Below are 25,106 nucleotides of genomic sequence, written 5' to 3'. Positions count from 1 at the left end.
GGAGGCCGCGCCATCGGAGGCCGCCGCGCCGGTGACCGGGCTGCCGGTGACCGGGCTGCCGGCCAGGGCCTCGGCGAGGTCGTCGGTGCCGAGGAGTCCGGCGTCGGCGGGTGTCTCGCCGGGGCCGAGCGGTCGGGCCAGGGTGCGGGTCTGGTGGAGGAAGCGGGGTTCGGCGTACGCGGCGAGCGCCTGGCGCACCTCGGGGAGGTGCGGATGCTCGGCGTGCAGGGCGGCGGAGAGCTGGGCCTTGGGGATGGCGATCCCCGCGGCGGTGAGGGCGGCCAGAGCGGTCGCCGGGTCTTCGAAGGAGGTGGCGAGATGGCAGGTGTCCAGGCAGAGTCCGATACGGGGGCTGCCCACGGCGGTGAGCGGGGCGATGGCGTCGGCGGTGGTCTCCACGGTGCAGCCCGGTTCGGGTTCCAGGGCGATCCGGACCGACTTGCCGGTGAGTTCCTCCAGGGCGTCCAGCCGGGCGGCCAGGGTGGTGAGCGCGGTGTGCGCGGTGCGGGCGGCGGTGGCGTCGAAGGGGGTGCGCCAGGCGAGCGGGAGGGTGGAGACCGAGCCCTCGGAGGTGTCGTCGGGGAGGAGGGCGGCGAGCAGCCGGGCCAGGTCGGTGGTGTGGGCGAGGCGTTCGGGGCGGGTCCAGTCGGGCTGGTAGACGCGGTACTTGACCTCGCGGGAGCCGAAGCCCTGGTAGGGGAAGCCGTTGAGGGTGACCACCTCCAGGCCGCGCCGGTCGAGCTCGGCGCGCAGCCCGCGCAGGGCGCCCGCGTCGGCGGTCAGCGCGGCGGCGGCGTCCCGGGCGAGCCACAGCCCGATGCCGAGCCGGTCGCGGCCGAGGCGGCGGCGGACCGGTTCGCAGTGGTCGCGGAGCTGGGCGAGCACCCCGTACAGGGTCTCGGCGGGGTGGACGTTGGTGCAGTAGGCCAGGTGGACGGTGGTGCCGTCCGGGTGGCGGAAGCGCATCGGGGGCTCCTCTCACTCACCGCCGCGCAGGATGGAGTTGCCCTCGTGCAGGGTGCCCGGGTCGTCGGGCGGGTCGAGCCTCAGGCGGCCGCTCAGCCCGTAGAAGGCGACCGGGTTGCGCCACAGCACCCGGTCGACCTCGTCCTCGCCGAAGCCGGCCGCGAGCATGGCGTCGCCGACCCTGCGGGTCTTCAGCGGATCGCTCCTGCCCCAGTCGGCGGCCGAGTTGACCAGCACCCGTGCGGTGCCGTGCTCCTTCAGCACGGCGACCATCCGGTCCTCGTCCATCTTGGTGTCGGGATAGACGGAGAAGCCGAGCCAGGCGCCGCTGCCGGCGGCCTCCTTGACGGTGGTCTCGTTGAGGTGGTCGAGCAGCACCCGGTCCACCGGCAGCGCGGACTCGCGCACCACGTCCAGGGTGCGGCGCAGTCCGGTGAGCTTGTCCCGGTGCGGGGTGTGGACCAGGGCGGGCAGCCCGTGCTCGGCGGCCAGCTGGAGCTGGGCGGCCAGCGCGGTGTCCTCGGCCGGGGTCATGGAGTCGTAGCCGATCTCGCCCACGGCGACGACCGAGTCCTTGACCAGATAGCGGGGCAGGGTGTCCAGGACCGGCACGCAGCGCGGGTCGTTGGCCTCCTTGGGGTTGAGGGCGAGCGCGCAGTGGTGGGCGATGCCGTACTGGGCGGCGCGGAACGGCTCCCAGCCGAGCAGGGCGTCGAAGTAGTCGTGGAAGGACTCCGGGCTGGTGCGGGGCTGGCCGAGCCAGAAGGACGGTTCGACCACGGCCCGCACCCCGGCCCCGTGCATCGCCTGGTAGTCGTCCGTGGTGCGGGAGGTCATATGGATGTGCGGGTCGAAGATGCGCATCAGGAGGCCTCCGGAGGGACGGTCAGGGCGAGGACGCGGTGCAGGTCGCCGGGGACGGGACGGCCCGCGGCGGTGCGTTCGGCGGCGAAGTCGGTGAGCATCCGGGCCAGTTCGGCGTCGGCGCGGGCGCGCTTCGCCAGCCCGGCGACCGCGTCCACGGGCACCCCGGTGAACAGGCACTTCAGTACGGCGTGCCGCCAGGAGTGGGGGTCCAGATGGGCGGCGCCATAGGGGCCGACGGCGGCGGCGACCAGCCGGGTGTCATGGGTGCGCAGGGCGTCCTGGACCAGGTCCAGCGCCTCCGGCCCGGAGAACAGGGCGGGCAGGGCGAGCAGCACGGCGCGGCGTTCGGCGGCGTCGCCGTACCGGTAGAGCCGGGCCAGGGCGTCTTGGCCGGGCCGGGCGGTGCGCAGCAGCAGGGCACGGACCGCGGCGGCGTGCTCGCCCCCGCAGTGGCGGCCCGCCGAGGCGAACCGCAGCTCCCACGCGGCCGGCCGGGCCGGCGGGGGCACGGGTATCCCGGTCAGGTCGGCCACGTCCTGACCGGCGGGCTGACCGGCATGCTGTTCGGCGGCGTGGGCGGCTTCGGCCAGCGCCTCGGACAGCCAGGTACGGGCGGCGCCGTCGAGCCGCTCCTCCAGCTCGGCCCGGGAGGCGGCGACGGAGGCGGTCCGTGTTCCTGACGGACGGGGAACGGTCATGGGGCCGGGGCTCCCTTCACGGAGGTGGTCACGGCCGGGGCCGGGGCGGGGCCGGAGGGATCGGTGAGGGTGCGGAGGAAGGCGAGGGAGGTGCGGGCGAGTTGCGGGCCGGCGTGGGAGTGGCGGGGCAGCTCCACCACGGTCAGGCCCCGGTAGCCGGTGGCGGCGAGGGCGTCCAGGACGGGAGGGAAGTCGATCTCCCCGTCGCCGAAGGGAAGGTGCTCGTGCACCCCTCGGCGCATGTCCTCGATCTGGACATGGCGCAACCAGGGGGCGGCGGCCCGTACGCAGTCGGCCGGGGACTCGGGCTCCAGGCACTGGCAGTGGCCGATGTCCAGGGTGAGCCCGAGGAGGCCCGGCCCGGGGTCGCCGAGGAGGGAGCGGAGGTGGTGGAAGTCGGCGAGGGTGGCGAGGAGATGACCGGGTTCGGGCTCGACGGCCAGCGGTACGCCGGCGGTGTCGGCGGCGGTGAGGACGGGGGCCAGGGAGTCCCCGAGGCGTCGCCAGGCGGTCTCCGCCGTGGTGTCCGCGGGAAGAGTGCCGCTGAAGCAGTGCACCGCGTGCGCGCCGAGGTCGGCGGCGACCCGTACGGCGGTCGTCAGCAGCCCGGCGCGGGCGGCGCGGCCCTCCGGTTCCGGGTCGAGGAGCGAGGGGCCGTGCTTGCGGCGCGGGTCGAGTACATAGCGGGCCCCGGTCTCCACGGTGACCCCGAGCCCCAGCTCCGCCAGCCGGGCGGCCACCTTGCCGGTGCGGGCCGCGAGACCAGGGGCGAGCGGATCGAGGTGCATATGGTCGAGCGTCAGCCCGACCCCGTGGTAGCCGAGGTCGGCGAGGAGGCCGAGAGCGTCGTCCAGCCGGAGATCGGTCAGCCCGTTGGTGCCGTAGCCGAATCGGAGAGCCGGGGGCGGGAGGGGCGTCGGGTGGTCGCTCATGTGGGGCTCACCTTCCGGGACAGGACACGGGCGAGCGGGGCGGCCGCCAGCAGGGCGAGCCCGGTGGCCGGGGAGCCGACGCGGGCGGCCAGCGCCGCCTGGAGCGGGATCATCGCCCGGATACCGCCGCCCACGGCCCGCCGGGTGAGCGTGGCCGAGGGGTTGAGCGCGGCATGCAGCAGCGGCGGCCCGGCGGTACGGAGGTAGCCGACGGCACAGAGCCCGGCGACCACGCGGGAGACGTCCCGGAGCACATCCGTAGCGCGGAAGGCGTCCCGGAGTGCAAGGGCGGCGCCTTCGGGTGGGCGGGCGGTGAATGAGCGACCTACGGCGGACGAACGGCCTCCGGCAGGCGAGCGGTCCACGCCGGGCAGCCACCGTGCCGGACGCACAGCCCACGCGGCCAGCGCAGGGGCGGCGCCCTCGGGTGGGTTGGCGGCGAATGAGCGCCCTCCGGCGAGCCAACGGGTTACGGCGGACGAGCGGCCGAAGGCGAGCAAGTGGGCCGCGCCGGAAGACCGCCAGACCGGGCGCACAGCCCACGCGGCCCGCACAGGGGCGGCGCCCTCAGGTGGGCGGACGACGAACGAGCGCCCTCCGGCGAGCCAACGACCCACGGCAGGCCAACGGCCAGAGGCAGGCCAACTGCCTCCGGCAGACGAGCGGCCGGAGGCGAGCGAGCGGCCCGCGCCGGACGACCGCCGTGCCGGGCGCACAGCCCACGCGGCCCGCACAGGGGCGGCGCCCTCGGGTGGACGCACGACGAATGAGCGCCCTCCGGCGGGCCAACGCCCCACGGCAGGCAGGCGGGCGAAGGCAGGCGCACGGCCATCGAAGGAGCGGCTTACGGCGGGCGAGCGGGCGAAGGCGGACGGGCGGCCTACGGCTGGCCAGCGCCCGGAGGCGGGTGAACCGCCTATGGCGGGGCAACGGTCCGCGCCGGGCAGCGGCCGTGTCGGGCGCGCGGCCCAGGCCGCCAGCGCGGTGCAGGTGGCGAGGGCGGCCAAGGGGGCGGTGGTGGAGCCGCCGTATGCCTCGTGGCGCGACACGGTTGTCACCGCGTAGGTGTGCGCCCCCAGCGCGGCGGCGGCCGGAAGGGCGGCCCGGGCACTCCCGCTCCCCCGGCCACCGGGCCCGACCGCCGTGGCGGTGGCGCCGAGCAGCAGGTCCAGGGCGCGGGCCGCCGCCATGGCCGCCGGGCCCAGGGAGGTGTGCTTGAGCCGGAGGTCGTACGCCCAGACGGTGGCGGTGAGCGCGCCCGCCACCACCAGCGGGGCCCGGCCGGCCCGGGCGGCGCAGAGCAGTCCGGCGCCGCTCAGTGCCCCGGCGGCCGCCAGCGCCGCGCCGGGGGCGACCCGCCCGGAGGGGAGGGGCCGGTGCGGCCGGTCCACCGCGTCCTCCGCGCGGTCGGCCCAGTCGTTGAGCGCCATCCCCGCCTCGTAGAGGCAGAGCGAGGCGGCGATCGCCCATCCGGTGCCCCGGTGGGGCCGTGTACCGACGGCGGCCGCACCGGCCAGGGCGTCCCCCGGGACGCTCGGCAGCGCCGAGACCCGCAGCAGTTCGGCCCAGGCCCGACGGCGGGCCCGACGGCGGATCGTGCGGTGGTCCTTGCCGTCGCGAGGGTCCGTCGCCTGTCGGGCCGTCGGGCCGGACGGACCGGACGGACCGGATGGACCGGACGGATCGGGGGGCACGGTCACCTCGCTGGAACCGGTACCCGTACTCGTAGCCGCTCCGGGGCCCGGTGGGGGGAGCGGCACCGCCGCGGTGACGCGGCCGCTCCCGCCGCCCCGGTGGCCGTTGGCCGCCGAGGGCCCCCAGGTCTCCCGGCCCGTACCGCCGTCGTCGCCGTCCGTCTCGTCGCGGAGCCCGCTCATCGGGCCTCCGCCAGCCGCTGCCCGAAGGCGAGGAGGGCGGCGTACTGGTCGGCCAGGGCGGCGGGGCCGCCGTCCGGGTCCTTGAAGTAGAAGCCGAGTTCGGGGCGCGGGCCGGTGAGGCCGGCCTCCTGGGCGCGGGCCAGCAGCCGGGCGAGGTCCAGCACCAGCGGCGCGGCCAGCGCCGAGTCGCAGCCCTGCCAGATGGTCTGGAGCACCATCCGGGAGCCGAGGAAGCCGTCGAAGGCGATGTGGTCCCAGGCCGTCTTCCAGTCGCCGAGCGCGGGCACGTCGTCGATGTGCACCTGGCCCTCGGGGGTGTGCCCGAGGGTGTCGGCGAGGACGCGTTCCTTCCCGGCGTTCTTCGCGGCGGCCGCGGCCGGGTCGGCGAGGGCGGCACCGTCACCGCCGCCGAGCAGATTGGCCCCGGACCAGGCGCGCACGGCCAAGGCCCGCTGGAGGAACATCGGCGCCAGCACCGAGCGCAGCAGGGTCTGGCCAGTCTTGCCGTCCCGCCCGGCGTACGGCACGGCGGCCCGGGCGGCCTCGGCCTCCAGGGCGGAGGTGCGCAGCCCGGTGGACGGGGTGAAGTTGGCGTAGGGGCAGCCGGCGCGGAGGGCGGCGGCCGCGTAGAGGGAGCTGGGTGCCAGCCGCGCGGCGCCCTCATCCGGGGCGGGTTCGGTGGAGGCGACGTTGACCACCACCGTACGGGCCAGTCCGTGCCGCCGGGTGAAGTCGGCGATGTCGGCGGCGAAGGCGGCGATCAGCTCCTGGTCGCCGCGAGTGTCGCCAGGTTGGGGCCCGCCGGGCCGTATCTCGGCGTCGGCGGCGGCCAGTTCGGCGTGGACGGCGGTGGCCAGGCCGTGCGGCAGGACGCCGCCATGGGTCAGCTCCTCGGCGCGCTTGGGCAGCGGGGCGGCGGCGGTGTCATGGCCGCCGAAGACCAGGGAGGCAAGGGGAGGCAGTCCGGCGGAGGCGAACGGCCCGGTCTCGGTCACCATGCCGGTCGGGGGGTGGAGGCCCGCGGCGAGCGCCGCGCATCCGGCGACCGCGGTGGTGGCGACGGAGCCGCGCGCCCCGACCAGCCAGACCCCGGTGCGTACCTCGGTGACCCGGTGTTCAGCGGACATGGCCTGCCTCCCTGGAAGTGGTGCCTGCGGTGCCTGCGTGCATGTGCCGGGGTCGGCGGTGATGGGGGGTGAGGCGGTGGGCGGGGGGTACGGCGCCTCCCCGCCCACCGCCGGCTGCGGGGCCGGTCCGAGGCGGGCCGGCCGGGTTGTTGTGCACACCTCAGAGTGGGCGGCGGAAGGGACGTTAGCCTGCCTTGTCCCGAGCGGAAAGCCCTTGTGCCGCACCTCGGTCCGGCTTTCTCCCGGCGCGGGACGAAGTCGGTTTGGGCAGGCCGGACCGCCCGGTGGCGCGCGCGTGCCACCGGGCCGCTCAGCAGCGGTTATGCCTCAGTCCGCGGAGCCGAAGGCGGCGTCGAAGGAGGCGGCCGGCGGGTCGAAGTCGTACCGCTTCAGCGTGGCGAGCGCTTCCGGCGCACCGATCAGCCGGTCCATTCCGGCGTCCTCCCACTCCACCGACACCGGGCCGCCGTAGCCGATGGACCGCAGCATCCGGAACACGTCCTCCCAGGGCACGTCCCCGTGCCCCGCCGAGACGAAGTCCCAACCGCGCCGAGGGTCGCCCCAGGGCAGATGGGAGCCGAGCCGCCCGTTGCGGCCGTCCAGCCGCTTGCGGGCCTCCTTGCAGTCCACGTGGTAGATCCGGTCCCGGAAGTCCCAGAGGAAGCCCACCGGGTCGAGGTCCTGCCAGACGAAGTGGCTGGGGTCGAAGTTGAGCCCGAACGCGGGGCGCAGGTCCACCGCCTCCAGGGCGCGCTGGGTGGTCCAGTAGTCATAGGCGATCTCGCCGGGGTGGACCTCGTGGGCGAAGCGGACGCCCTCGGCGTCGAAGACGTCCAGCACGGGGTTCCAGCGCTCGGCGAAGTCCTGGTAGCCGCGCTCGACCATCCGCTCCGGCACCGGCGGGAACATCGCCACCAGATGCCAGATGGAGGAGCCGGTGAAGCCGATCACCGTGCGCACCCCGAACGCGGCCGCCGCCCGCGCGGTGTCCGCCATCTCCCGAGCCGCCCGCCGCCGTACGCCCTCCGGCTCCCCGTCGCCCCAGATCCGGGCGGGCAGGATGGCCTGGTGGCGCTCGTCGATCGGATGGTCGCAGACCGCCTGGCCGATGAGGTGGTTGGAGATCGCGAAGCAGGTCAGCCCGTACTTGTCGAGCAGCGCCCGCCGGCCGTCCAGATAGCCCGGGTCGGCCAGCGCCTTGTCGACCTCGAAGTGGTCGCCCCAGCAGGCGAGTTCCAGCCCGTCGTAGCCGAAGTCGCGGGCGAGCCGGCAGACCTCCTCCAACGGCAGGTCGGCCCACTGGCCGGTGAAGAGGGTGAAGGGACGTGGCACCGGAAGGCCTCCTAGGCGGTGACGGCGGACGAGGGCGGCGGGGGTGGCGGGGACGGGGGTGGGGTGGTGGTGAGCGAGGGCGGTACCGGCCCGGCGGCGGGCGGCACGTCCGTAGGGGCTTGGCCGTCGGTCGGGGTGTAGGCGGCGTGGTCGGCGGCGCTGCGCTCCACGGCCGCCAGCACCCGCTGCACCTGGAGCCCGTCCGCGAACGAGGGGGACGGCTCGGTGCCGGCGGCGACCGCGAGCACCAGGTCCCGGGCCTGGTGGGCGAAGGTGTGCTCGTAGCCCAGCGCGTGCCCCGGCGGCCACCAGCCCTCCAGATACGGGTGGTCCGGCTCGGTCACCAGCACCCGGCGGAAGCCGGCGGAGGCGGCGGGCTCGGTGTGGTCGTGGAAGAACAGCTCGTTCAGCCGCTCCAGGTCGAAGGCGAGCGAGCCCCGTTCGCCGTTGAGCTCCAGCCGCAGCGCGTTCTTCCGGCCGGCCGCCATCCTGGTCGCCTCGAAGGAGGCCAGCGCCCCGGAGGCGAGCCGTCCGGTGAACACCACCGCGTCGTCCACGGTCACCGGCCCCCGCCCGGCGCCCCCGGCCGCCGGGAGGCCGGCGCCCGCCCCGCTCTCCGCCGCAGGACCGCCACCGGCAGGATCAGCCCCCATGGAACTCGCCGCCGCGGGCCCCGCCGGTGCCCCGACCAGCCGGGGCCGCTCCCGGACGAAGGTCTCGCTCAGCGCGGAGACCCCGACCAGCCGCTCCCCCGCCACATGCTGGGCCAGGTCCACGATGTGCGCCCCGAGGTCGCCGAGCGCGCCGGAGCCTGCGTGCTCCCGCTCCAGCCGCCAGGTCAGCGGGAAGTCGGGGTCCACCAGCCAGTCCTGGAGGTAGCAGACCCGGACGTGCCGCAGCGCGCCGAGCCGCCCCTCGGCGACCAGCCGCCGCGCGTACGCCATCGCCGGAACGCGCCGGTAGTTGAAGCCCACCATCGCCACCTGGCCCCGGGCGCGGGCCCGTTCGGCGGCGGCGGCCATCGCCTCGGCCTCGGCCACCGAGTTGGCGAGCGGCTTCTCGCACAGCACGTGCTTGCCCGCCTCCAGCGCGGCGATCGCGATCTCGGCGTGGCTGTCACCGGGGGTGCAGATGTCCACCAGCTGCACATCGTCCCGGGCGATCAGCTCCCGCCAGTCGGTCTCGGCGGCGGCCCAGCCGTGCTGGTCGGCGGCGGCGCGCACGGCCGCGGCGTCCCGGCCGCAGACCGCGGCCAGCGCGGGGCGCAGCGGCAGGTCGAAGGCCCGGCCCACGGTGCGCCAGCCCTGGGAGTGGGCGGCGCCCATGAAGGCGTAGCCGACCATGCCGATGCCCAGCACCGGCCGGTCGCCGGACTGGGCCGGTGGTTCCTTGGCGGCCATAGGGTTCAGTTCCTCCTCGTCGGTGTCCGTCGAAACGGCGCACGGGGCCGGCTAGTTGAAGCCGGTCGACAGGTACTCGTCGACGTTGTCCTTGGTGACCACGGCCGAGTAGAGGGTGATCGAGGACGGGATCTCCATCTCGGCGAGACCGCCGACACCCTTCTTCTGGCCGAGCGCCCGGGCCAGGTCGATGGCGGATGCGGCCATGGTGGGCGGGTAGAGCACGGTCGCCTTGAGCACCCCTCGGCCGGACTTGATGGCGTCCATCGCGGAGCGGGCACCGGCGCCGCCGACCATCAGGAAGTCGTCCCGCCCGGCCTGCTCCACGGCCCGCAGCGCGCCCACGCCCTGGTCGTCGTCGTGGTTCCACAGCGCGTCGAACTGCTTCTGCGCCTGGAGCAGTTGGGCCATCTTGGCCTGGCCCGACTCGACGGTGAACTCGGCGGCCTGGCGGGCCACCTTGGTGATGTTGGGGTAGTTCTTCAGCGCGTCGTCGAAGCCCTGGGTGCGCTGCTTGGTCAGCTCCAGGCTGTCCAGCCCGGCGAGCTCCACCACCTTGGCGTCCGGCTTGTCCTTCAGCTGCTCGCCGATGTACCGCCCGGCGTTGAGGCCCATCCCGTAGTTGTCGCCGCCGACCCAGCAGCGGTACGCCTGCGGGGAGGCGAAGACCCGGTCCAGGTTGACCACCGGGATGCCGGCCTTCATCGCCTGGAGGCCGACCTGGGTGAGCGCCTTGCCGTCGGCGGGCAGCACCACCAGCACGTCGACCTTCTTGTTGATGAGGGTCTGGATCTGGCCGATCTGCGCGGCGGTGTCGTTGGAGCCCTCGGTGATCTCCAGGGTGACCTCGGAGTAGCGGGCGGCGCGCTGCTTGGCGTTCTCGTTGATGGCGTTCAGCCAGCCGTGGTCGGCCTGCGGTCCGGCGAAGCCGATGGTGACCGGGGTGCCGGGCTTGTCGTCGGCGGCCGGCGCCCCGCTCGCCGCCGGGCCCGAAGCGCCGGAGTTCTTCGGCTCGTTGCTGGTGCAGGCGGTCAGCAGCGCCCCGGCGGAGACGGCGGCGGTGCCGAACAGCAGTCCTCTGCGGCTGGTGCGGCTGTTCTCCGGCATGACGGGTGGCATGGCGTCTGGCATGGCGGGTGGACCCTTCCGGTCGGAGGCTGTCAGTGCTCGGCGGCGGTGCGGCGCTGGACCAGGACGGCGGCGACGATGATCGCGCCCTTGGCGATCTGCTGGACGTCGCTCTGCAGGTTGTTGAGGGCGAAGATGTTGGTGATCGTGGTGAAGACCAGCACCCCGAGCACCGAGCCGGTGATGGTGCCGCGGCCGCCGCTGAGCAGGGTGCCGCCGATGATGGCGGCGGCGATGGCGTCCAGCTCGTAGAGGTTGCCGTTGGTGTTCTGGCCGGAGCCGGCCAGCACGATCAGCAGGAAGGCGGCGATCCCGCAGCACAGCCCGGACAGCAGATAGAGGTAGAGCCGCTGGCGCCGGACGTCGATGCCGGCCAGCCGGGCGGCCTCCGGATTGCCGCCGACCGCGACGGTGCGCCGGCCGAAGGTGGTGCGGTTGAGCAGCAGCCAGCCGACCGCCGTCACCACCGCGAAGACCAGCACCAGCGGCGGGATGCCGAGCACATAGGCATCGGGCACGCCCAGGTCCAGCACGGACCGCACGGTGACGATCTGGGTCCGGCCCTCGGTGATCTGGAGGGCCAGTCCGCGCGCCGAGGCGAGCATGGCGAGGGTGGCGATGAACGGGACCATCCCGCCGTACGCGATGAGCAGCCCGTTCACCAGTCCGCAGCCCAGGCCGACGACCACCGCGGTGAACAGGATCCCGGCGAAGCCGTACTCCTGGGTGGCGACCGTGGTGGCCCACACCGAGGCGAGCGCCACGATCGCGCCCACCGACAGGTCGATGCCCCCGCTGGTGATGACGAAGGTCATGCCGACGGTGACCACACCGATCACCGAGGCCTGGGTGAGGACCAGTTGGAGGTTGGCGGTGTCGAGGAACTGCTCGGGCCGGGTGAACCCGCCGACCGCGACCAGTACCGCGAGCACCCCGAGCAGCGACAGGTTGCGGACGTCGGCCCGCAGCCCCAGCGGCGGACGGGTCCGCACCGGGGCGTCCTCGCGGACGGGTCCCCCGGCCTTCCCGTGCTCCGCACCGGTGGCCGGGGAGGTGGGCTGCGTCATGGCGTCGGGCTCCCTTCCGTCACGGGGCGCCCGTCCCGTACGGGGCTCCCCTCCATCACGAGGTCGAGTACGCGGTGCTCGTCCAGCTCCCCGGCGGGCGCCGTGTGCACCACCCGGCCCTCCCGCAGCACCAGCACCCGGTCGGCGAGGCCCAGCACCTCGGGGACCTCGCTGGAGACCAGCAGCACCGCGAGCCCGTCGTCGGCGAGCCGCCGGATCACCGCGTACAGCTCGGCGCGGGCGCCGACGTCCACGCCGCGGGTCGGCTCGTCCAGCAGCAGCACCTTGCAGCCACGCAGCAGCCAGCGGGCCAGTACGGCCTTCTGCTGGTTGCCGCCGGACAGGGTGCGGATCTGGGCGTCCGGGTTGTCCGGGCGCAGCGACAGCTCACGGGTGGCCGCCCGGGCCGCGGCGCGCTCGGCGGAGCGGTCGAGGAAGCCGGCCCGGGAGTAGCGGGAGAGGGTGGAGACGGACACGTTGGCGGTGACCGACTCCAGCATCAGCAGGCCCTGGGCCTTGCGCTCCTCGGGGGCGAGGCCGAGTCCGGCCCGGACCGCGGCCCGGACGCTGCCGGGCTTCAGCGGCCGCCCGGCGACGGTGACCCGGCCGGTGTCGGGCCGCCGCGCCCCGTAGACGGTCTCCAGGATCTCCGAGCGGCCGGAGCCGACCAGCCCGGCCAGACCGACGATCTCCCCGGCCCGCAGTTCCAGGTCGATCGGGGCGAACTCGCCCTCGCGGCCCAGCCCTTCGACGGTCAGCACGGGTGGTCCGGTGGCGGGCAGGGTGGGCCGCTCGGGGAAGACGTACTCCACGTTCCGGCCGGTCATCAGGGCGACCACCTCGCGGGTGGGGGTGGAGTCGGCGGGCAGCCCGCCGGCCACGGCCCGGCCGTCCTTGAGCACGGTGACCCGGTCGCCGATCCGGCGGATCTCCTCCAGCCGGTGCGAGATGTAGACGACGGCGACACCGTCCGCGGTGAGGTCGGCGACGATCCGGAAGAGGTTGTCGGTCTCGTCCGGGTCGAGCGCGGCGGACGGCTCGTCCATCACGATGAGCCGCACCTCGTGCGAGAGGGCCCGGGCCATGGAGGCGATCTGCCGCTGGGCGGCGGAGAGTCGGCCGACCGGGCAGGCCGGGTCGATCTCCGGGTGGCCGAGCCGCTTCAGCAGCGCGGCGGTGGCGGCGCGGGCGGCGCGGCCGCGGACGACGAAGCCGGCGGCGGTCGGCTCATGGCCGAGGAAGACGTTCTCCGCGACCGACAGCCCCTCCACCAGGTCGAGTTCCTGGTAGATGGTGGCGATGCCGAGGCGCATGGCGGCCACCGGGGAGCGCAGCCGCACCTCCTCGCCGCACCAGGTGATGATGCCGCCGTCCGGCTGGTGGGCGCCGGCGAGCACCTTGATCAGGGTGGACTTCCCGGCGCCGTTCTGGCCGAGCAGGCAGTGCACCTCACCGGGCCGCACCTCCAGGTCCACGCCGTCCAGGGCGCGTACCCCGGGGAAGGACTTGGTGATGCCGGACATAGTGAGCAGCGGTGGTCGCGGGGTGGCCGGGCCGGCCGGTGGTTCGGGTGCAGCCATGGTGGGTTCCCTCGGCGTACGGGCGCCCCGCCGGACCGGCGGCGGGCACACGGGTGGTACGGACACGGGTACACGGGTAGTGCGGACACGGGGTGCGGGCGGTGCGGGTCGGCGGAGGCGGTGGCGCGGCCGACGGGACGGACGGGCGGGTACGCGGACGAGTCACCGGACTCGTGAGGCGGGGGACGCGGGCGAGTCCTGGGACTCGTGGAGCGGAGGTGCTCGTGCGGTGCTCATACGGAACGGGTGGCGCGCATGCGGAAGAGGTGGCGCTCGTGCGGAACAGGCGGATCGCGTACGGAACGGGTGGTGCGCGTACGGAACGGGTGGTGCGCGTGCCGTGGTGCGGGCGGCCCGGTGGGCGGGCCGGCCCCGGCCGGGTCAGGCCGGGGAGAACAGGTGGTCGCTGATCAGCCGGGCGGCGCCGGTGACTCCGGCGAGCTGGCCCAACTCCCCCAGCACGATGGGCAGGTTGCCCGTCGCCAGCGGCAGGGAGGTGCGGTAGACCTGGGTGCGGACGCTGGCCAGCAGGGTGTGGCCGAGGCCGGTCACCCCGCCGCCGATCACGACCAGGCCGGGGTTGAAGAAGCTGACGAGCGCGGCGATGACCTGGCCGACGTGGTTGCCGCCCTCGCGGATCAGCTCCAGCGAGGTGGCGTCCCCGGCCGAGGCCGCCGCGGCGACGTCCGCCGCGGTGAGCCGTCCGGCGCCCTCCAGCCGCGCCGCCAGCTCCGCCGAGTGCCCGCCGCGGGCCGCGTCCTCGGCGTCCCGGGCCAGCGCGGCACCGCTGAAGTGGGCCTCCAGGCAGCCTCGGTTGCCGCAGGCGCAGGGGCGGCCGTCCGGGACGACCTGGATGTGGCCGATGTCCCCGGCACTGCCGGTGACGCCCCGGTGGACCTCGCCGCCGACCACGATGCCGCAGCCGATACCCGTACCGATCTTGACGCAGAGGAAGTCGCCCACCGAGCGTGCGACGCCCGCGTGCTGCTCCCCCATCGCCATCAGGTTCACGTCGTTGTCGACCATGACCGGGCAGCCCAGCTCCTGGCTGAGCGCCTCACGGACCGGGAAGCCGTCCCAGCCGGGCATGATCGGCGGCGCGACCGGCACGCCCTCGGGGAAGCGGACCGGGCCCGGAACGCCGATCCCGGCACCGTCGAACCCCTCGGCCAGCCCGGAGGCCCTGAGCTTGGCCGCCATGGCGAGCACCTGCTCGAACACGGCGACCGGGCCCTCGCGGACGTCCATCGGCTGGTTGAGGTGGCCCAGCACCTCCAGTTCGGCGTTGGTGACGGCCACGTCCACGGAGGTGGCGCCGATGTCCACGCCGAGGAAGCGCAAGCCGGGCGCGAGCCGGATGTTGTGCGAACGGCGCCCGCCGCGCGAGGCGGCGAGCCCGTCCGCGACCACCAGGCCGGTCTCCAGCAGCCGGTCGACCTCGACCGCCAGCTTGGAGCGGGACAGGTCGACCTGGTCGCCGAGCTGGGCACGGGAGTTGGGGCCGCCGTCGCGCAGCAGCCGCAGCAGCCGCGCCTGGTGCGCGTTGGCAGGTCGTGCCGTCATCCGTCTCACGCGCCCCTCCCCGCCGTCGTCTCGTCCGGCCGTTCACGTCCTGCTGTCGAGAGGGGAACGTAGCAGCGCTTTGCCGCAGGGGGAAGAAGTTGCGCGGGAATCGCCCTCGACTTTCTCCTCACCCAGGACAAAGGCCGTACCCGGCCATCCCCGTACCGGGGACGACCGACGACCGGCTCAGGGGATGCGGACGACCTGGCCCGCGTACGACAGGTTCCCGCCGAAGCCGAAGAGCAGCGCGGGCGCGCCGGAGGCGACCTCGCCGCGCTCGACCAGCTTGCTGAGCGCCATCGGGATGGAGGCGGCGGAGGTGTTGCCGGACTCGGTGACGTCCTTGGCGATGACCGCGTTGACCGCGCCGATCTTCCGGGCCACCGGCTCGATGATCCGCAGGTTGGCCTGGTGCAGCACCACCGCGGCCAGCTCCTCGGGGGCGATACCGGACCGCTCGCAGACCCGGCGGGCGATCGGCGGGAGCTGGGTGGTGGCCCAGCGGTAGACCGCCTGGCCCTCCTGGGCGAACTTCGGCGGGGTGCCCTCGATCCGTACCGCGTGCCCCATCTCGGGGACCGAGCCCCACAGCACCGGGCCGATGGCGTCGGTGCCCTCCGGAGCGGCCTCCACCACGGCGGCCCCGGCCCCGTCGCCGACCAGGACGCAGGTGGTGCGGTCGGTCCAGTCGGTGATCCCGGTCATCTTGTCGGCGCCGATCACCAGGGCGCGGGTGGCCGAACCGGCCCGTACCGCGTGGTCGGCGGTGGCCAGCGCGTGGGTGAAGCCGGCGCAGACCACATTGAGGTCCAGGGTGGCCGGGGAGGTCATGGCGAGCCGGGCGGCGACCCGGGCCGCGGTGTTGGGCGAGCGGTCGATCGCGGTGGAGGTGGCGACCACGACCAGGTCGATGTCGGTGGGCGCCAGGCCCGCGGTGGCCAGCGCCTTGGCCGCCGCGTGTGCGGCCATCTCGTCCACCGGTTCGTCGGGCCCGGCGACATGGCGGGTGCGGATGCCCACCCGGCTGGTGATCCATTCGTCGCTGGTGTCGACCAGCTCGGCCAGGTCGGCGTTGGTCAGCACCTGGGCGGGCTGGTAGTGCCCGAGCGCGGCGATACGAGTGCCCGTCATGCCCGGGACCCCCTTGCGTGAGGTACGTGTGGAACCACGTGCGGAAGCGGCGGCGTACGGCCTGCTGGGCGTACGGACCCCCCAGTCTCGTCAGCGACCGGTGAGTAACCGGTGAGGTGATTCCACAGGAATCACGCTCTCCTCTTGGAGAGTCCGCAACATCACCGGCCACCACCGGCCCGCACCGGCGAAGCCACCGCCCCTCCCCGTCTGCCGAAGATCCCCCGAGATGCCCCGGAGATCTCCCGAAGGTCCCCTGGCGTTCCCGGCGCGCGACAATGGCACGGTCAACGGTCACGAGAAGGCACTAGCACACCGAAGGACGGGCTGATCGAACATGGGACGGGCCACCGAGCGCCGCCGCGTCGTCCGGATCCGGGACGGCGCCGTCTCGGCGCGGCCGGACACCCTGGCCGGTGAGGAGCCGCTGGAGATCCGGCTGAACGGCCGGCCGCTGGCGGTCACCATGCGCACCCCGGGCGACGACTTCGCGCTGGCCACCGGGTTCCTGGTGAGCGAGGGGGTGGTGGCGGCGGCCGAGGAGGTGCGCTCGGTGGTCTACTGCGCCGGCGCCCGGGACGACGGCACCAACACCTACAACGTGGTGGACGTCCGGCTCGCCCCCGGCGTCCCGGTGCCGGAGACCGGCCTGGAACGGAACGTCTACACCACCTCCTCCTGCGGGCTGTGCGGCAAGGCCAGCCTGGACGCGGTGCGCACCTCGACCCGGTTCGCGCTGGGTCCGGGGCCGATGGGGATCACCCCGGAGCTGCTGGCCGTGCTGCCGGAGCGGCTGCGGGCGGCGCAGCGGGTGTTCGACCGCACCGGCGGACTGCACGCGGCCGCGCTGTTCTCCCCGGCGGGCGAGCTGATCGACGTACGGGAGGACGTCGGCCGGCACAACGCGGTGGACAAGCTGGTGGGGCGGGCCCTGCGGGAGGGGCTGCTGCCGCTGGAGGAGACGATTCTGCTGGTCTCCGGGCGCGCTTCGTTCGAGCTGGCGCAGAAGGCGGTGATGGCGGGCGTCCCGTTCCTGGCGGCGGTCTCCGCCCCCTCCTCGCTGGCCGTGGAGCTGGCGGCGGAGACCGGTCTGACCCTGGTGGGCTTCCTGCGCGGCCGGAGCATGAACGTCTACGCGGGTGAGCACCGCCTGGACCTGGCGGGCGCCCCCGTCTGAGGCCCGGGCGAGGTCACTGCCGGCTGATCGAGCGGGTCACCCCCGCGGCGACCGTCGTCGCCAGGATCCAGCCGGTGATGATCAGGGCGTAGGACAGCCACTGGTGCCAGCCCGCGGGGGCGAAGGCCTGTTCCTGGCCGAAGCCGATCACCGGCAGGAGCAGGTCGAGGGTGTAGAAGACGGGGTTGAAGTCGGGAGCCTCGTCCGCCTTGACGGGGCGGGGGTGCTCCAGGCCGTAGGCGATCGAGCCGACGGCCAGCAGCGACAGCAGCCAGGCGACCGCCCGCAACGGCCGGAAGCCGTAACCGACGGCGGCGTCCTGGACGTACCCCCACAGCCGTCCGTACCAGGTGAGCGTGGCGCGCCGGCGGCGCTGCTTGGCGAGCTGGACGAGCCGGGCCGCGTCGTCGTCGCCGATGTGGCGGTACGCGGCGGTCAGCTGCTCGTAGGCATGGGGCTCGTACCGGTCACCGTCCCGGTCCAGCATCGGAAGGCGGCGCGCGGCGGGCTCGTGCGGGGCGAGCACGGTGTAGGTGAGGTTGCCGAGGTACACCTGGTCCGGCAGCATCTCGGGTTCGACGGTCAGGATCTCTATCTGGGAGCGCCGCAGGCTGAGGGTGCCCTCGATCCGGTCGCCCCCGCGCAGCCAGAGTTCGCCGATGACGGCGCTGCTGGCCCGCAGGGCGGTGTCGCCGGGGTGGGACAGCCGGGCGTGCAGCAGGTCGAGGCGGCCCGGTATCCGTGAGCCGCGCAGCTCCACCCGGCCCCGCACCCGGACGCAGCGGGCCCGTACATGGGCTTCCACCTGGAGGTTCTGGGCGTCCAGCGCGATACCGCCGGGGTTGTCGAGCTCGGCGTCCTGGAGGTTGACCCGCCCGGCGACCGAGGCGCCGGTGAGCCGCAGCTGTCCGTCCACGCGCAGCCCGGGCGCCCACAGGTCCTCCCCGAGCGCCATCTGGTTGAGCTGCAGCGCGGGCTCGGAGGCGCCGGGCGCCGAGAACTCCGCGCCCTCCAGGAAGAGCGCCCCGGAGATCCGCGCCCCTCCGAGCCGCGCCGGTCCCCGCACCCGGCAGCCCGTCATCCGCACCACCCCCTCGACCCGCAGCGCCCCCGAGGTCAGGCCCGGCAGCACGGACCTGCTCAGATCGAGCTCGCGCAGCTGGGCCGCGTACAGGTCGGGAATGTCGTCGAAGTGGCAGTCGCTCAGCCTGACCGGCGCCTCGATCACCGCGTGCCTCAGCTCCAGTGCGCCGGTGATACGCGCCCCCGTGAGCGCGAGCGCCGCGATCTCCCCCTCCTCCCGCGGCGCCTTGACCAACAGCGCCCGCAGCACACTCGCCCGCACGGTCCGCTCGGCGCCCCAGTCGTCGCCCGGCGCGGGCGGTTCGTCTCCGGCGGCCCGGAAGTCCACGGACTCGCCGCGCGGGAAGGCCCGCCAGACGCGGGTCTCGGCCGGCGTAAGATCACTGATCACCGTCACGCCGGGACTTTCGCCCGCCGAGTGCACGCTGTCAACTACCGCGCGCAGCGGCACCCTTCACCTGGTGCCTTGCGGTCGCCGTCCCGGCCCGTGGTCGCCGTCCCGGCCCGGATACGCTGCCGGGATGACGGACAGCGAGAGCGAGTTGGTCGTCGATCTGCGCGGCCGGCCCATCGGGACGCCCGGCGACTTCTGGGACGCGGTCAGCGGGCCGCTGGGGCTGCCGGAGTGGTTCGGCCGGAATCTGGACGCCTGGTCGGACGCCCTGTACGGGGGTGGGGTGTCGGCGGTGGTCGACCGCCACCCCGTCCTGGTCGTCCATGTCGACCGGCGGGGCCTCTTCGCGGGCGGGCGGTCCGCGGGCGAGGCCCTGGCCGGGGTCTTCGACGGCAAGCGCGCCCGGCTCCTGGCCCATCCACCGGAGTGACGGTCAGTCCACCAAGGGGTCCGCGTCGGCCGGGTAGCGGGCGGCCAGCGCGGTGACCGCCTCGGCGACCGCCCGGCGCAGTTCCGGCGGCCCCAGCACCTCCGCGTCCGGGCCGAGCCGCAGCAGATCGCCGACCGCGACGGTGGACGCCTCCACGGCCAGCTCGGTCTCCACCCAGCCGTCCGGCCCGGGCTCCCCGGCCTGTGCCAGGGCCCGGCCGCCGGCCGCCCCGTACATCATGGGCAGCAGCCGGCAGGCCCGGGGCGAGAGCCGCAGCCGGGCGGTGACCCGGCCGATCCGGGACTCCAGGGCGAGGGAGGACTCCTCCCAGTACGCGGCCAGCGCGAAGCCCGCCGGGCGCTCGAACCCCTCCTCGGCGACCTCGGCCGCGGTGAACCGGGAGACCCGGTAGGTCCGCACCGGCGCGGTCGCCGGATCACCGGCGGTGGCGACCAGGTACCAGGTCCCGCTCTTGAGCACCACGCCCAGCGGGCGCAGCTCCCGCCGCACCTCACCGCGCGGACCCCGGTAGGTCCCGCGCAGCAGCCGCTGCTCCCACACCGCCCGGGTGACGGCGGCCAGCTGCGGCACCGGGTCGGCGCCCCGGAACCAGCCCGGGGCGTCCAGATGGAACCGCTCCCCCATCAGCCGGGCCCGCTCGGCCAGTTCGGCCGGCAGCGCGGCCTGCACCTTCAGCCGGGCGGTCGCCAGCACCCCGCCGAGGCCGAGGTCCCGGGCCGGACCGGGCGCCCCCACCAGGAACAGGGCATCGGCCTCGGCGGCGGTGAGTCCGGTCAGCCGGGTGCGGTACCCCTCCACCAGCCGGTAGCCGCCCTCCGGCCCCCGGTCGGCCAGCACCGGGACGCCCGCCGCGGCCAGCGCCTCGACGTCCCGGTACACCGTGCGCACCGACACCTCCAGCCGCTCGGCCAGCTCGGGGGCGGTCATCCGGCCGCGGTTCTGGAGCAGCAGGAGCAGGGAGAGGAGCCGGTCGGCGCGCATGGCCGCCATTGTGCCGCCCGTACCTGACAGCAGATGTCAGGTACGGGCGGAATGCTGGTTCCACCGCCGCACCGGACCTGTGGCGCGGCGCGCAACAGGACGACGAGAGGACCACCCATGGCCATCCGGACCAGTGGCAGCATCACCTTCGCCGACTGGCGGGAGACCCCGGCCGGCCCGGACGGGACGTACCCCCGGCTCAGCCGCGCCTCGGTCGTCAACCACTACGCGGGCGGCATCGAGGCCGCGGGCACGGTCTGCGAGTACGCCATCGCGTACACCACCGAGAAGACCGGCACCTGCACCGGTATGGAGCTGCTGGCCGGGCGGCTGGACGGGCGGGAGGGCAACTTCGTCATCGAGCAGCGGGCCACCTTCGCGGAGGACGGCTCGGTGCGCGCCACCTTCACCGTGGTGCCCGGCTCCGGCACCGGCGAGCTGGCCGGGCTGCGCGGCGAGGGCGAGTTCAGCTACCAGCCCGGGCAGTCGCCCTTCCCCTACTCCTTCGACTACCTGCTGGACTGAGCTGCCGGGGTTCCACGGTGAACAGCCGTGCCCGGCAGGGGCGTTGTCACCATCCGGTGACACCGGGGACAGGGCTGTGACAGTGCGGGGCACAACGCCCCCGGGGTGCGGCGGGTCCAACGGGGTGACGAAGGGGGACGTGCCGTCCGGCGCGGCGGCCGGCTCCCTTCGCCGGACCACCGGCGGGCGGCGAACCGGCCCGCCGGCCGAACCCTGGAGGAGAGTGCCGTGAACGTTCGTACCCGAGGTCTCACCGGTGTCCGCGGCGGACTGGCCGCCGTGCTGGCGGCGGTCTGCGCGGTGGCCGCCGCCGCACCGGCCGTCGCCGCGTCGGCACCCGCCCCCGTGCGCGGCGCCACGTCCGCGACCGCCGCCGCGCCCCGGTTCCTCAAGCCGGCCGATCTGCCGCCGCACCCGTCCTCGGCCTGGACCGCCGGGCCGGTGGTGTCCGGTCAGCCGGACCCGCTGCCGCCGTGTGTGGGGGCGGCCCTGCCGTCCACCACCGTGCACCGCGACTACTGGACCGATGTGGACGCGGGCGCCCAGCAGCTGACGGTGGTGGAGCGCGACGAACGGCGGGCCAAGGAGTTCGTGGAGCTGCTCCGCCGCGACCTCGCCGACTGTGCCGCCGAGCTGATGGAGCAGGACCCGGAGGTGACCGCCACCGGGCGCGACTACGGCACGGTCGACGTCGAGGAGGGGGCCTTCGTGCGGGGGCTGGCCACCAGCTGGAGCTGGGGCGGCAACGACGTCAGCCTGTTCGCGGTGGGCCGGGACGGGCGGACGGTGACGGTGGTCCGCTGGGCGCAGCTGGGCGGCTTCCAGGACGCCCCGGTCGCCGCGTTCAGGACCACCACCCGCAAGGCGGTGGACGGGCTGTACTGAGGCCCGGGCCGCCGGGTCACTTGCGGGGCGGGTCCACCATCTGGAGGGCGAGGGTGTCCGGGGGCGGGGCCAGGCCGGGGCCGCCCGCCTCCACCCAGGCGAGGATGTCGTCCAGGCAGTCGTCGTCCAGGGTGAAGCCGATCCAGGCGGCCTTGGCGCCCCGGCGCCGGGCCTCCCCGGAGGGCTGCACCACCACGATGTTGGCCTGCGCGCAGGGACCCAGGCAGTCGCTGGTGCGCACCGCGAGCCGCCCACCGGAGGCCGCCGCGGCCTCCCGCAACCGGCGCAGCTGCCCGGCGTGGTCGGTGCCCGGGTGCTTCCGGGCGTCCCCGCAGCAGCAGCCGCGGCACACCACCAGGGTGCAGGGGCGGGAGGCGCCGGGGCGTATCCAGGAGGGTGCGGCTGCTGCGGGCATGGGGGCCACCGTAGCGGGCCGGATGATCACGGGAGGACGGGGGTGGTCCGGTCCTGGTCCGGGCCCTGGCCCCGCACACCCCACCCGGCCCCGCTCAGGCCCCCGGCTCAGCGTCCCGCCCGCCGCTGGTCAGAGGCGCCCAGGTGGGGGACGTGTGCGCCGGGGTGTGCGCCCCGGCGTGCGCGGGGCGTGGTGATTCGGTGGAGATTCCCCCGTACCTCCTTACTCAGAAGTCAGTACGGCTTGACGCCCCGTGTCTGTGGCCAGCGGGGCCGCTCTGACCTGTGGTGATGGCCGCGCAATGGACTAGGCCAAGACACTCCCGCAGGCGCCTCGCGGTGGGGTACCGTCCACCCCCCGCCCACGAATGGCGCGCCCCGAGGAGGCAGGCCGTTGCGCGAGTTCAGTGTTCCGCCGCCGGCTGCGGCGCCCCTGGTCGGCGGGCTGGCCGACGCGGTCTTCGAGCACGCCGAGAGCCGGCCGGACCGGGTCGCCCTGGGCCGCAAGGACGCCTCCGGGCGCTGGACGGAGGTGACGGCCGCCTCCTTCCGCGACCAGGTGCTCGCGGTGGCCAAGGGGCTGCTCGCCCAGGGCGTGCGGTTCGGCGACCGGGTCGCGCTGATGTCCCGTACCCGCTACGAGTGGACCCTGCTGGACTTCGCGCTGTGGACGGTGGGCGCCCAGTCGGTGCCCGTCTACCCGACCTCCTCGGCCGAGCAGGTCCACTGGATGCTCCAGGACGCCGAGGTGACCGCCTGTGTGGTCGAGCACGAGGACCACGCCATGACGGTCGGCTCGGTGATCGACCGGCTCCCCCGGCTGTCCCGGCTCTGGCAGCTGGACGCCGGGGCGCTGGCGGAGCTGGTGGCGGCCGGGGAGCGGATCGCGGACGAGGTGGTGCACCGGCACCGGCGCGCGGTGACCCCCGACTCGGTGGCCACGGTGATCTACACCTCGGGCACCACCGGGCGCCCCAAGGGCTGTGTGCTGACCCACGCGCACTTCATGTTCGAGGCCGACACCCTGGTGGACCGCTGGAGCGAGGTGTTCCGGCCGCGCCCCGGGGTCGAGCCCGCCACCCTGCTGTTCCTGCCGCTGGCCCATGTCTTCGGCCGCATGGTGCAGATCGCGGCCGTCCGCAGACAGGTCAAGCTGGGCCACCAGCCGGCCCTGTCGGCGGACGCCCTGATCCCCGATCTGGCCGCGTTCCGCCCGACCTTCGTGCTGGCCGTCCCCTATGTCTTCGAGAAGGTCTACCAGGCCGCCCGGCGCAAGGCGGAGGCCGAGGGCCGCGAGCAGGTCTTCGACAAGGCCGTGGAGGTGGCGGTCCGCTACGCCGAGGCGGTGGAGGCCAGGGCGCTCGGGGAGGGCCCCGGCCCCTCGGCGGCACTGCGGGTGCGCCACCAGTTCTTCGAGAAGGCGGTGTACGGCCGGGTGCGCGAGGCGCTCGGCGGACGGGTGCGGCACGCCATGTCCGGCGGCTCGGCGATGGACCGGCGGCTCGGGCTGTTCTTCGCGGGCGCCGGGGTCACCGTGTACGAGGGGTACGGGCTGACCGAGTCGGCCTCGGCGGCCACCGCCAACCCGCCGGAGCGGGTGAAGTACGGCACCGTGGGCCCGCCGATCCCGGGCACGGCGGTGCGGATCGCCGACGACGGCGAGGTCTGGCTGCGCGGGCCGCATGTCTTCGCCGGCTACCTGGGCGACCCGGCCGCCACCGACGCCGTCCTGGACGACGACGGCTGGCTGGCCACCGGCGACCTGGGCGCCCTGGACGCGGACGGCTATCTGACCATCACCGGGCGGAAGAAGGAGATGCTGGTGACCTCCGGCGGCAAGAGCGTGGCGCCGTCCGGTCTGGAGGAGCGGGTGCGCTCCCATCCGCTGGTCGCCCAGTGCCTGGTGGTCGGCAACGACCGCCCCTATGTGGCCGCCCTGGTGACCCTGGACGGCGAGGCGGTCGCGCACTGGCTGGACATGCAGCACCGCCCGCCCCTGCCGCCCGCCGAGCTGGTCCGCGACCCGGCCCTGGAGGCCGAGATACGGCGGGCCGTGGTGACCGCCAACACCCAGGTCTCGCAGGCCGAGTCGATCCGCACCTTCCGGATCCTGGCGCACCCCTTCACCGAGGATCGCGGGCTGCTGACCCCCTCGCTGAAGCTGAAGCGCAAGGCGATCGAGGCCGAGTACGCGGCCGAGGTCGAGGCCCTGTACCGCTAGCGGCCCCCGGTCGGTCCGGCTCGCCGCGCACGCCGCGGGAACATGATCCAGGATGTGGTTGTTGACATCGGGCGTACGACCGGCGCAACGGGATAGGGGCATACCGGTACACCGCACCATTGCGGTACCGGGTCGCACCGGCCCGCCCCGCGCACCGGCGTACCGATTCACCAGCAACGACGACGTAAGGATCGACCGCTCGTGAGCAAGGTCCCCTCCATCACGCTCAACAACGGCGTCAGCATGCCGCAGCTCGGCTTCGGCGTCTGGCAGGTGTCCGACGACGAGGCGACGAAGGCGGTGGGCACGGCCCTGGAGGCCGGCTACCGCAGCATCGACACCGCAGCGGCCTACGAGAACGAGAAGGGCACCGGCGAGGCGATCCGGGCCGCCGGGCTGCCCCGCGAGGAGCTGTTCGTCACCACCAAGCTGTGGAACAGCGAACAGGGCTACGACTCCGCCCTGCGCGCCTTCGACTCCTCCCTGGACCGGCTGGGCCTCGACTACGTCGACCTCTACCTCATCCACTGGCCGCTGCCGGCCAAGGACGCCTATGTCGACACCTACAAGGCCTTCGAGAAGGTCCTCTCCGAGGGCCGGGCCAAGGCCATCGGCGTCTCCAACTTCCTCCCGGAGCACCTGGACCGGCTGATCCAGGAGACCTCCGTGGTGCCCGCGGTCAACCAGATCGAGCTGCACCCCCAGCTCCAGCAGGCCGAGTCCCGCGCCTTCCACGCGCGGCACGGCATCGCCACCGAGGCCTGGTCCCCGCTGGGCCAGGGCAAGGGGCTGCTGGACGTCCCGGCGGTGCGGGCCATCGCCCAGAAGCACGACCGCACCCCGGCGCAGGTGGTGCTCCGCTGGCACCTCCAGCTGGGCAACGTGGTCATCCCCAAGTCCGTGACGCCCTCCCGGATCCGGGAGAACATCGACGTCTTCGGCTTCGAGCTGGACCAGGACGACCTGGCCGGCCTCGCCGCCCTGGACGAGGGCAAGCGGCTCGGGCCCGACCCGGCCACCTTCGACCTCGACTCCTGAAGCCCTCCGGCGCTCCCGGGCGTCCGCAGGAAGCCCCGCCGCCCGGTCAGGGCGGCACCCCGCGAAGGCGCGGCCGCACCCGGCGGCCGCGCCTTCGCGCGCGTTCGCGCACGTCCGGGCGGGCCCCGGGGCCCCGACGCGCCCTTCCACCGGCCGTCGCCGCGCCCCCCGTCCGGTACGATCACCGCACCACCGCCGGTCCGGGCCATCGGCCGGCCAGGAGGTTCACCAGGCCCGGCCCGTCACCCGGGTCGACCGCCGCGAGGGCG

At 74.6% G+C, this 25,106-nt stretch carries 21 protein-coding genes and 1 pseudogene; 6 read left to right on the top strand and 16 right to left on the bottom strand.

The annotated features are described in order from the left end of the window. Window positions 1-57: 57 nt before the first annotated feature. The 13 genes and pseudogenes from eboE to M1O15_RS19840 all read right to left on the bottom strand — a co-directional run. Window positions 58-966 (bottom strand): annotated as a pseudogene (gene eboE / locus M1O15_RS19900) (metabolite traffic protein EboE); the annotation flags it as partial. Between the two features lie 12 nt (window positions 967-978). Continuing rightward, the gene (locus M1O15_RS19895; RefSeq protein WP_248635329.1) at window positions 979-1,830 is read right to left on the bottom strand and encodes a TatD family hydrolase; all 852 of its coding nucleotides are present in this window, start codon (window positions 1,828-1,830) and stop codon (window positions 979-981) included. Beyond that, window positions 1,830-2,531, bottom strand: coding sequence for an EboA domain-containing protein (locus tag M1O15_RS19890; RefSeq protein WP_248635327.1), 702 nt, complete (start codon window positions 2,529-2,531; stop codon window positions 1,830-1,832). Before M1O15_RS19890 ends, M1O15_RS19895 begins: the two co-directional genes overlap by 1 nt. Then, window positions 2,528-3,463, bottom strand: a complete 936-nt coding sequence (locus tag M1O15_RS19885; protein WP_248635325.1) for a sugar phosphate isomerase/epimerase family protein — start codon at window positions 3,461-3,463, stop codon at window positions 2,528-2,530. Before M1O15_RS19885 ends, M1O15_RS19890 begins: the two co-directional genes overlap by 4 nt. After that, window positions 3,460-5,340, bottom strand: a complete 1,881-nt coding sequence (locus tag M1O15_RS19880) for an SCO3242 family prenyltransferase (RefSeq protein WP_248635323.1) — start codon at window positions 5,338-5,340, stop codon at window positions 3,460-3,462. The genes M1O15_RS19885 and M1O15_RS19880 overlap by 4 nt, the downstream gene beginning before the upstream one ends. Continuing rightward, a complete protein-coding gene (locus tag M1O15_RS19875; RefSeq protein WP_248635321.1) occupies window positions 5,337-6,467 on the bottom strand; it encodes an inositol-3-phosphate synthase in 1,131 nt (376 codons plus the stop codon). Before M1O15_RS19875 ends, M1O15_RS19880 begins: the two co-directional genes overlap by 4 nt. Window positions 6,468-6,794: 327 nt before the next feature. Then, window positions 6,795-7,799 carry a sugar phosphate isomerase/epimerase family protein gene (locus M1O15_RS19870; protein WP_248635320.1) on the bottom strand — a complete coding sequence of 335 codons (1,005 nt, stop codon included), beginning with the start codon at window positions 7,797-7,799 and terminating at the stop codon, window positions 6,795-6,797. Between the two features lie 11 nt (window positions 7,800-7,810). After that, on the bottom strand, window positions 7,811-9,199 hold the full coding sequence (locus tag M1O15_RS19865; RefSeq protein WP_248635318.1) for a Gfo/Idh/MocA family protein: 1,389 nt from the start codon (window positions 9,197-9,199) through the stop codon (window positions 7,811-7,813). A gap of 51 nt (window positions 9,200-9,250) precedes the next feature. After that, window positions 9,251-10,306: a substrate-binding domain-containing protein gene (locus tag M1O15_RS19860; protein WP_248635416.1), complete on the bottom strand. Its 1,056-nt coding sequence runs from the start codon at window positions 10,304-10,306 to the stop codon at window positions 9,251-9,253. A gap of 53 nt (window positions 10,307-10,359) precedes the next feature. Next, window positions 10,360-11,394: an ABC transporter permease gene (locus M1O15_RS19855; RefSeq protein WP_248635316.1), complete on the bottom strand. Its 1,035-nt coding sequence runs from the start codon at window positions 11,392-11,394 to the stop codon at window positions 10,360-10,362. After that, window positions 11,391-12,974, bottom strand: a complete 1,584-nt coding sequence (locus M1O15_RS19850) for a sugar ABC transporter ATP-binding protein (RefSeq protein WP_248635315.1) — start codon at window positions 12,972-12,974, stop codon at window positions 11,391-11,393. The genes M1O15_RS19855 and M1O15_RS19850 overlap by 4 nt, the downstream gene beginning before the upstream one ends. A gap of 381 nt (window positions 12,975-13,355) precedes the next feature. Further along, complete coding sequence (locus M1O15_RS19845; protein ID WP_248635314.1) at window positions 13,356-14,537, bottom strand: ROK family transcriptional regulator; 1,182 nt, start codon at window positions 14,535-14,537, stop codon at window positions 13,356-13,358. A 186-nt stretch (window positions 14,538-14,723) separates the two neighbouring features. Then, on the bottom strand, window positions 14,724-15,668 hold the full coding sequence (locus tag M1O15_RS19840) for a beta-ketoacyl-ACP synthase III (protein WP_248635312.1): 945 nt from the start codon (window positions 15,666-15,668) through the stop codon (window positions 14,724-14,726). Window positions 15,669-16,005: 337 nt separating this feature from the next. Between M1O15_RS19840 and fdhD the strand changes: the two genes are divergently transcribed. Beyond that, a complete protein-coding gene (gene fdhD / locus M1O15_RS19835) occupies window positions 16,006-16,845 on the top strand; it encodes a formate dehydrogenase accessory sulfurtransferase FdhD (protein WP_248635310.1) in 840 nt (279 codons plus the stop codon). 13 nt (window positions 16,846-16,858) lie between these two features. Here fdhD and M1O15_RS19830 read toward each other — a convergent pair whose 3' ends face one another. Beyond that, window positions 16,859-18,325, bottom strand: coding sequence for a membrane-associated oxidoreductase (locus M1O15_RS19830; protein ID WP_248635308.1), 1,467 nt, complete (start codon window positions 18,323-18,325; stop codon window positions 16,859-16,861). 124 nt (window positions 18,326-18,449) lie between these two features. On the opposite strand from M1O15_RS19830, the gene M1O15_RS19825 reads away from it, so the two are divergent. Next, window positions 18,450-18,752, top strand: coding sequence for a barstar family protein (locus M1O15_RS19825; protein WP_248635306.1), 303 nt, complete (start codon window positions 18,450-18,452; stop codon window positions 18,750-18,752). Between the two features lie 3 nt (window positions 18,753-18,755). Here M1O15_RS19825 and M1O15_RS19820 read toward each other — a convergent pair whose 3' ends face one another. Continuing rightward, window positions 18,756-19,754: a helix-turn-helix transcriptional regulator gene (locus tag M1O15_RS19820; RefSeq protein ID WP_248635304.1), complete on the bottom strand. Its 999-nt coding sequence runs from the start codon at window positions 19,752-19,754 to the stop codon at window positions 18,756-18,758. A gap of 117 nt (window positions 19,755-19,871) precedes the next feature. Between M1O15_RS19820 and M1O15_RS19815 the strand changes: the two genes are divergently transcribed. Both M1O15_RS19815 and M1O15_RS19810 read left to right on the top strand, forming a co-directional pair. Further along, complete coding sequence (locus M1O15_RS19815; protein WP_248635302.1) at window positions 19,872-20,279, top strand: DUF3224 domain-containing protein; 408 nt, start codon at window positions 19,872-19,874, stop codon at window positions 20,277-20,279. A 228-nt stretch (window positions 20,280-20,507) separates the two neighbouring features. Beyond that, window positions 20,508-21,164, top strand: coding sequence for a hypothetical protein (locus M1O15_RS19810; RefSeq protein WP_248635300.1), 657 nt, complete (start codon window positions 20,508-20,510; stop codon window positions 21,162-21,164). Between the two features lie 16 nt (window positions 21,165-21,180). On the opposite strand, the gene M1O15_RS19805 is transcribed toward M1O15_RS19810, so the two are convergent. After that, window positions 21,181-21,579, bottom strand: coding sequence for a (2Fe-2S) ferredoxin domain-containing protein (locus M1O15_RS19805; protein ID WP_248635298.1), 399 nt, complete (start codon window positions 21,577-21,579; stop codon window positions 21,181-21,183). Window positions 21,580-21,972: 393 nt separating this feature from the next. Between M1O15_RS19805 and M1O15_RS19800 the strand changes: the two genes are divergently transcribed. Together M1O15_RS19800 and M1O15_RS19795 are read left to right on the top strand one after the other, a co-directional pair. Continuing rightward, window positions 21,973-23,799, top strand: a complete 1,827-nt coding sequence (locus tag M1O15_RS19800) for an AMP-dependent synthetase/ligase (RefSeq protein ID WP_248635297.1) — start codon at window positions 21,973-21,975, stop codon at window positions 23,797-23,799. Window positions 23,800-24,000: 201 nt separating this feature from the next. Continuing rightward, window positions 24,001-24,837 carry an aldo/keto reductase gene (locus M1O15_RS19795; protein ID WP_308282373.1) on the top strand — a complete coding sequence of 279 codons (837 nt, stop codon included), beginning with the start codon at window positions 24,001-24,003 and terminating at the stop codon, window positions 24,835-24,837. Window positions 24,838-25,106 lie beyond the last annotated feature (269 nt).

It is taken from the genome of Streptomyces lichenis (assembly GCF_023218175.1).
GTDB lineage: Bacteria > Actinomycetota > Actinomycetes > Streptomycetales > Streptomycetaceae > Streptomyces > Streptomyces lichenis.
This window is presented reverse-complemented; position numbering and strand designations above follow the sequence as displayed.

What these genes read in the sequence shown, in the direction of transcription:
- M1O15_RS19825 (WP_248635306.1), top strand. Translation starts at nt 18,450, where the DNA reads ATGACGGACAGCGAGAGCGAGTTGGTCGTCGATCTGCGCGGCCGGCCC.
- M1O15_RS19890 (WP_248635327.1), bottom strand. Translation starts at nt 2,531, where the DNA reads ATGACCGTTCCCCGTCCGTCAGGAACACGGACCGCCTCCGTCGCCGCC.
- M1O15_RS19805 (WP_248635298.1), bottom strand. Translation starts at nt 21,579, where the DNA reads ATGCCCGCAGCAGCCGCACCCTCCTGGATACGCCCCGGCGCCTCCCGC.
- M1O15_RS19850 (WP_248635315.1), bottom strand. Translation starts at nt 12,974, where the DNA reads ATGGCTGCACCCGAACCACCGGCCGGCCCGGCCACCCCGCGACCACCG.
- M1O15_RS19855 (WP_248635316.1), bottom strand. Translation starts at nt 11,394, where the DNA reads ATGACGCAGCCCACCTCCCCGGCCACCGGTGCGGAGCACGGGAAGGCC.
- M1O15_RS19860 (WP_248635416.1), bottom strand. Translation starts at nt 10,306, where the DNA reads ATGCCGGAGAACAGCCGCACCAGCCGCAGAGGACTGCTGTTCGGCACC.
- fdhD (WP_248635310.1), top strand. Translation starts at nt 16,006, where the DNA reads ATGGGACGGGCCACCGAGCGCCGCCGCGTCGTCCGGATCCGGGACGGC.
- M1O15_RS19845 (WP_248635314.1), bottom strand. Translation starts at nt 14,537, where the DNA reads ATGACGGCACGACCTGCCAACGCGCACCAGGCGCGGCTGCTGCGGCTG.
- M1O15_RS19865 (WP_248635318.1), bottom strand. Translation starts at nt 9,199, where the DNA reads ATGGCCGCCAAGGAACCACCGGCCCAGTCCGGCGACCGGCCGGTGCTG.
- M1O15_RS19815 (WP_248635302.1), top strand. Translation starts at nt 19,872, where the DNA reads ATGGCCATCCGGACCAGTGGCAGCATCACCTTCGCCGACTGGCGGGAG.
- M1O15_RS19840 (WP_248635312.1), bottom strand. Translation starts at nt 15,668, where the DNA reads ATGACGGGCACTCGTATCGCCGCGCTCGGGCACTACCAGCCCGCCCAG.
- M1O15_RS19875 (WP_248635321.1), bottom strand. Translation starts at nt 6,467, where the DNA reads ATGTCCGCTGAACACCGGGTCACCGAGGTACGCACCGGGGTCTGGCTG.
- M1O15_RS19895 (WP_248635329.1), bottom strand. Translation starts at nt 1,830, where the DNA reads ATGCGCATCTTCGACCCGCACATCCATATGACCTCCCGCACCACGGAC.
- M1O15_RS19820 (WP_248635304.1), bottom strand. Translation starts at nt 19,754, where the DNA reads ATGCGCGCCGACCGGCTCCTCTCCCTGCTCCTGCTGCTCCAGAACCGC.
- M1O15_RS19885 (WP_248635325.1), bottom strand. Translation starts at nt 3,463, where the DNA reads ATGAGCGACCACCCGACGCCCCTCCCGCCCCCGGCTCTCCGATTCGGC.
- M1O15_RS19880 (WP_248635323.1), bottom strand. Translation starts at nt 5,340, where the DNA reads ATGAGCGGGCTCCGCGACGAGACGGACGGCGACGACGGCGGTACGGGC.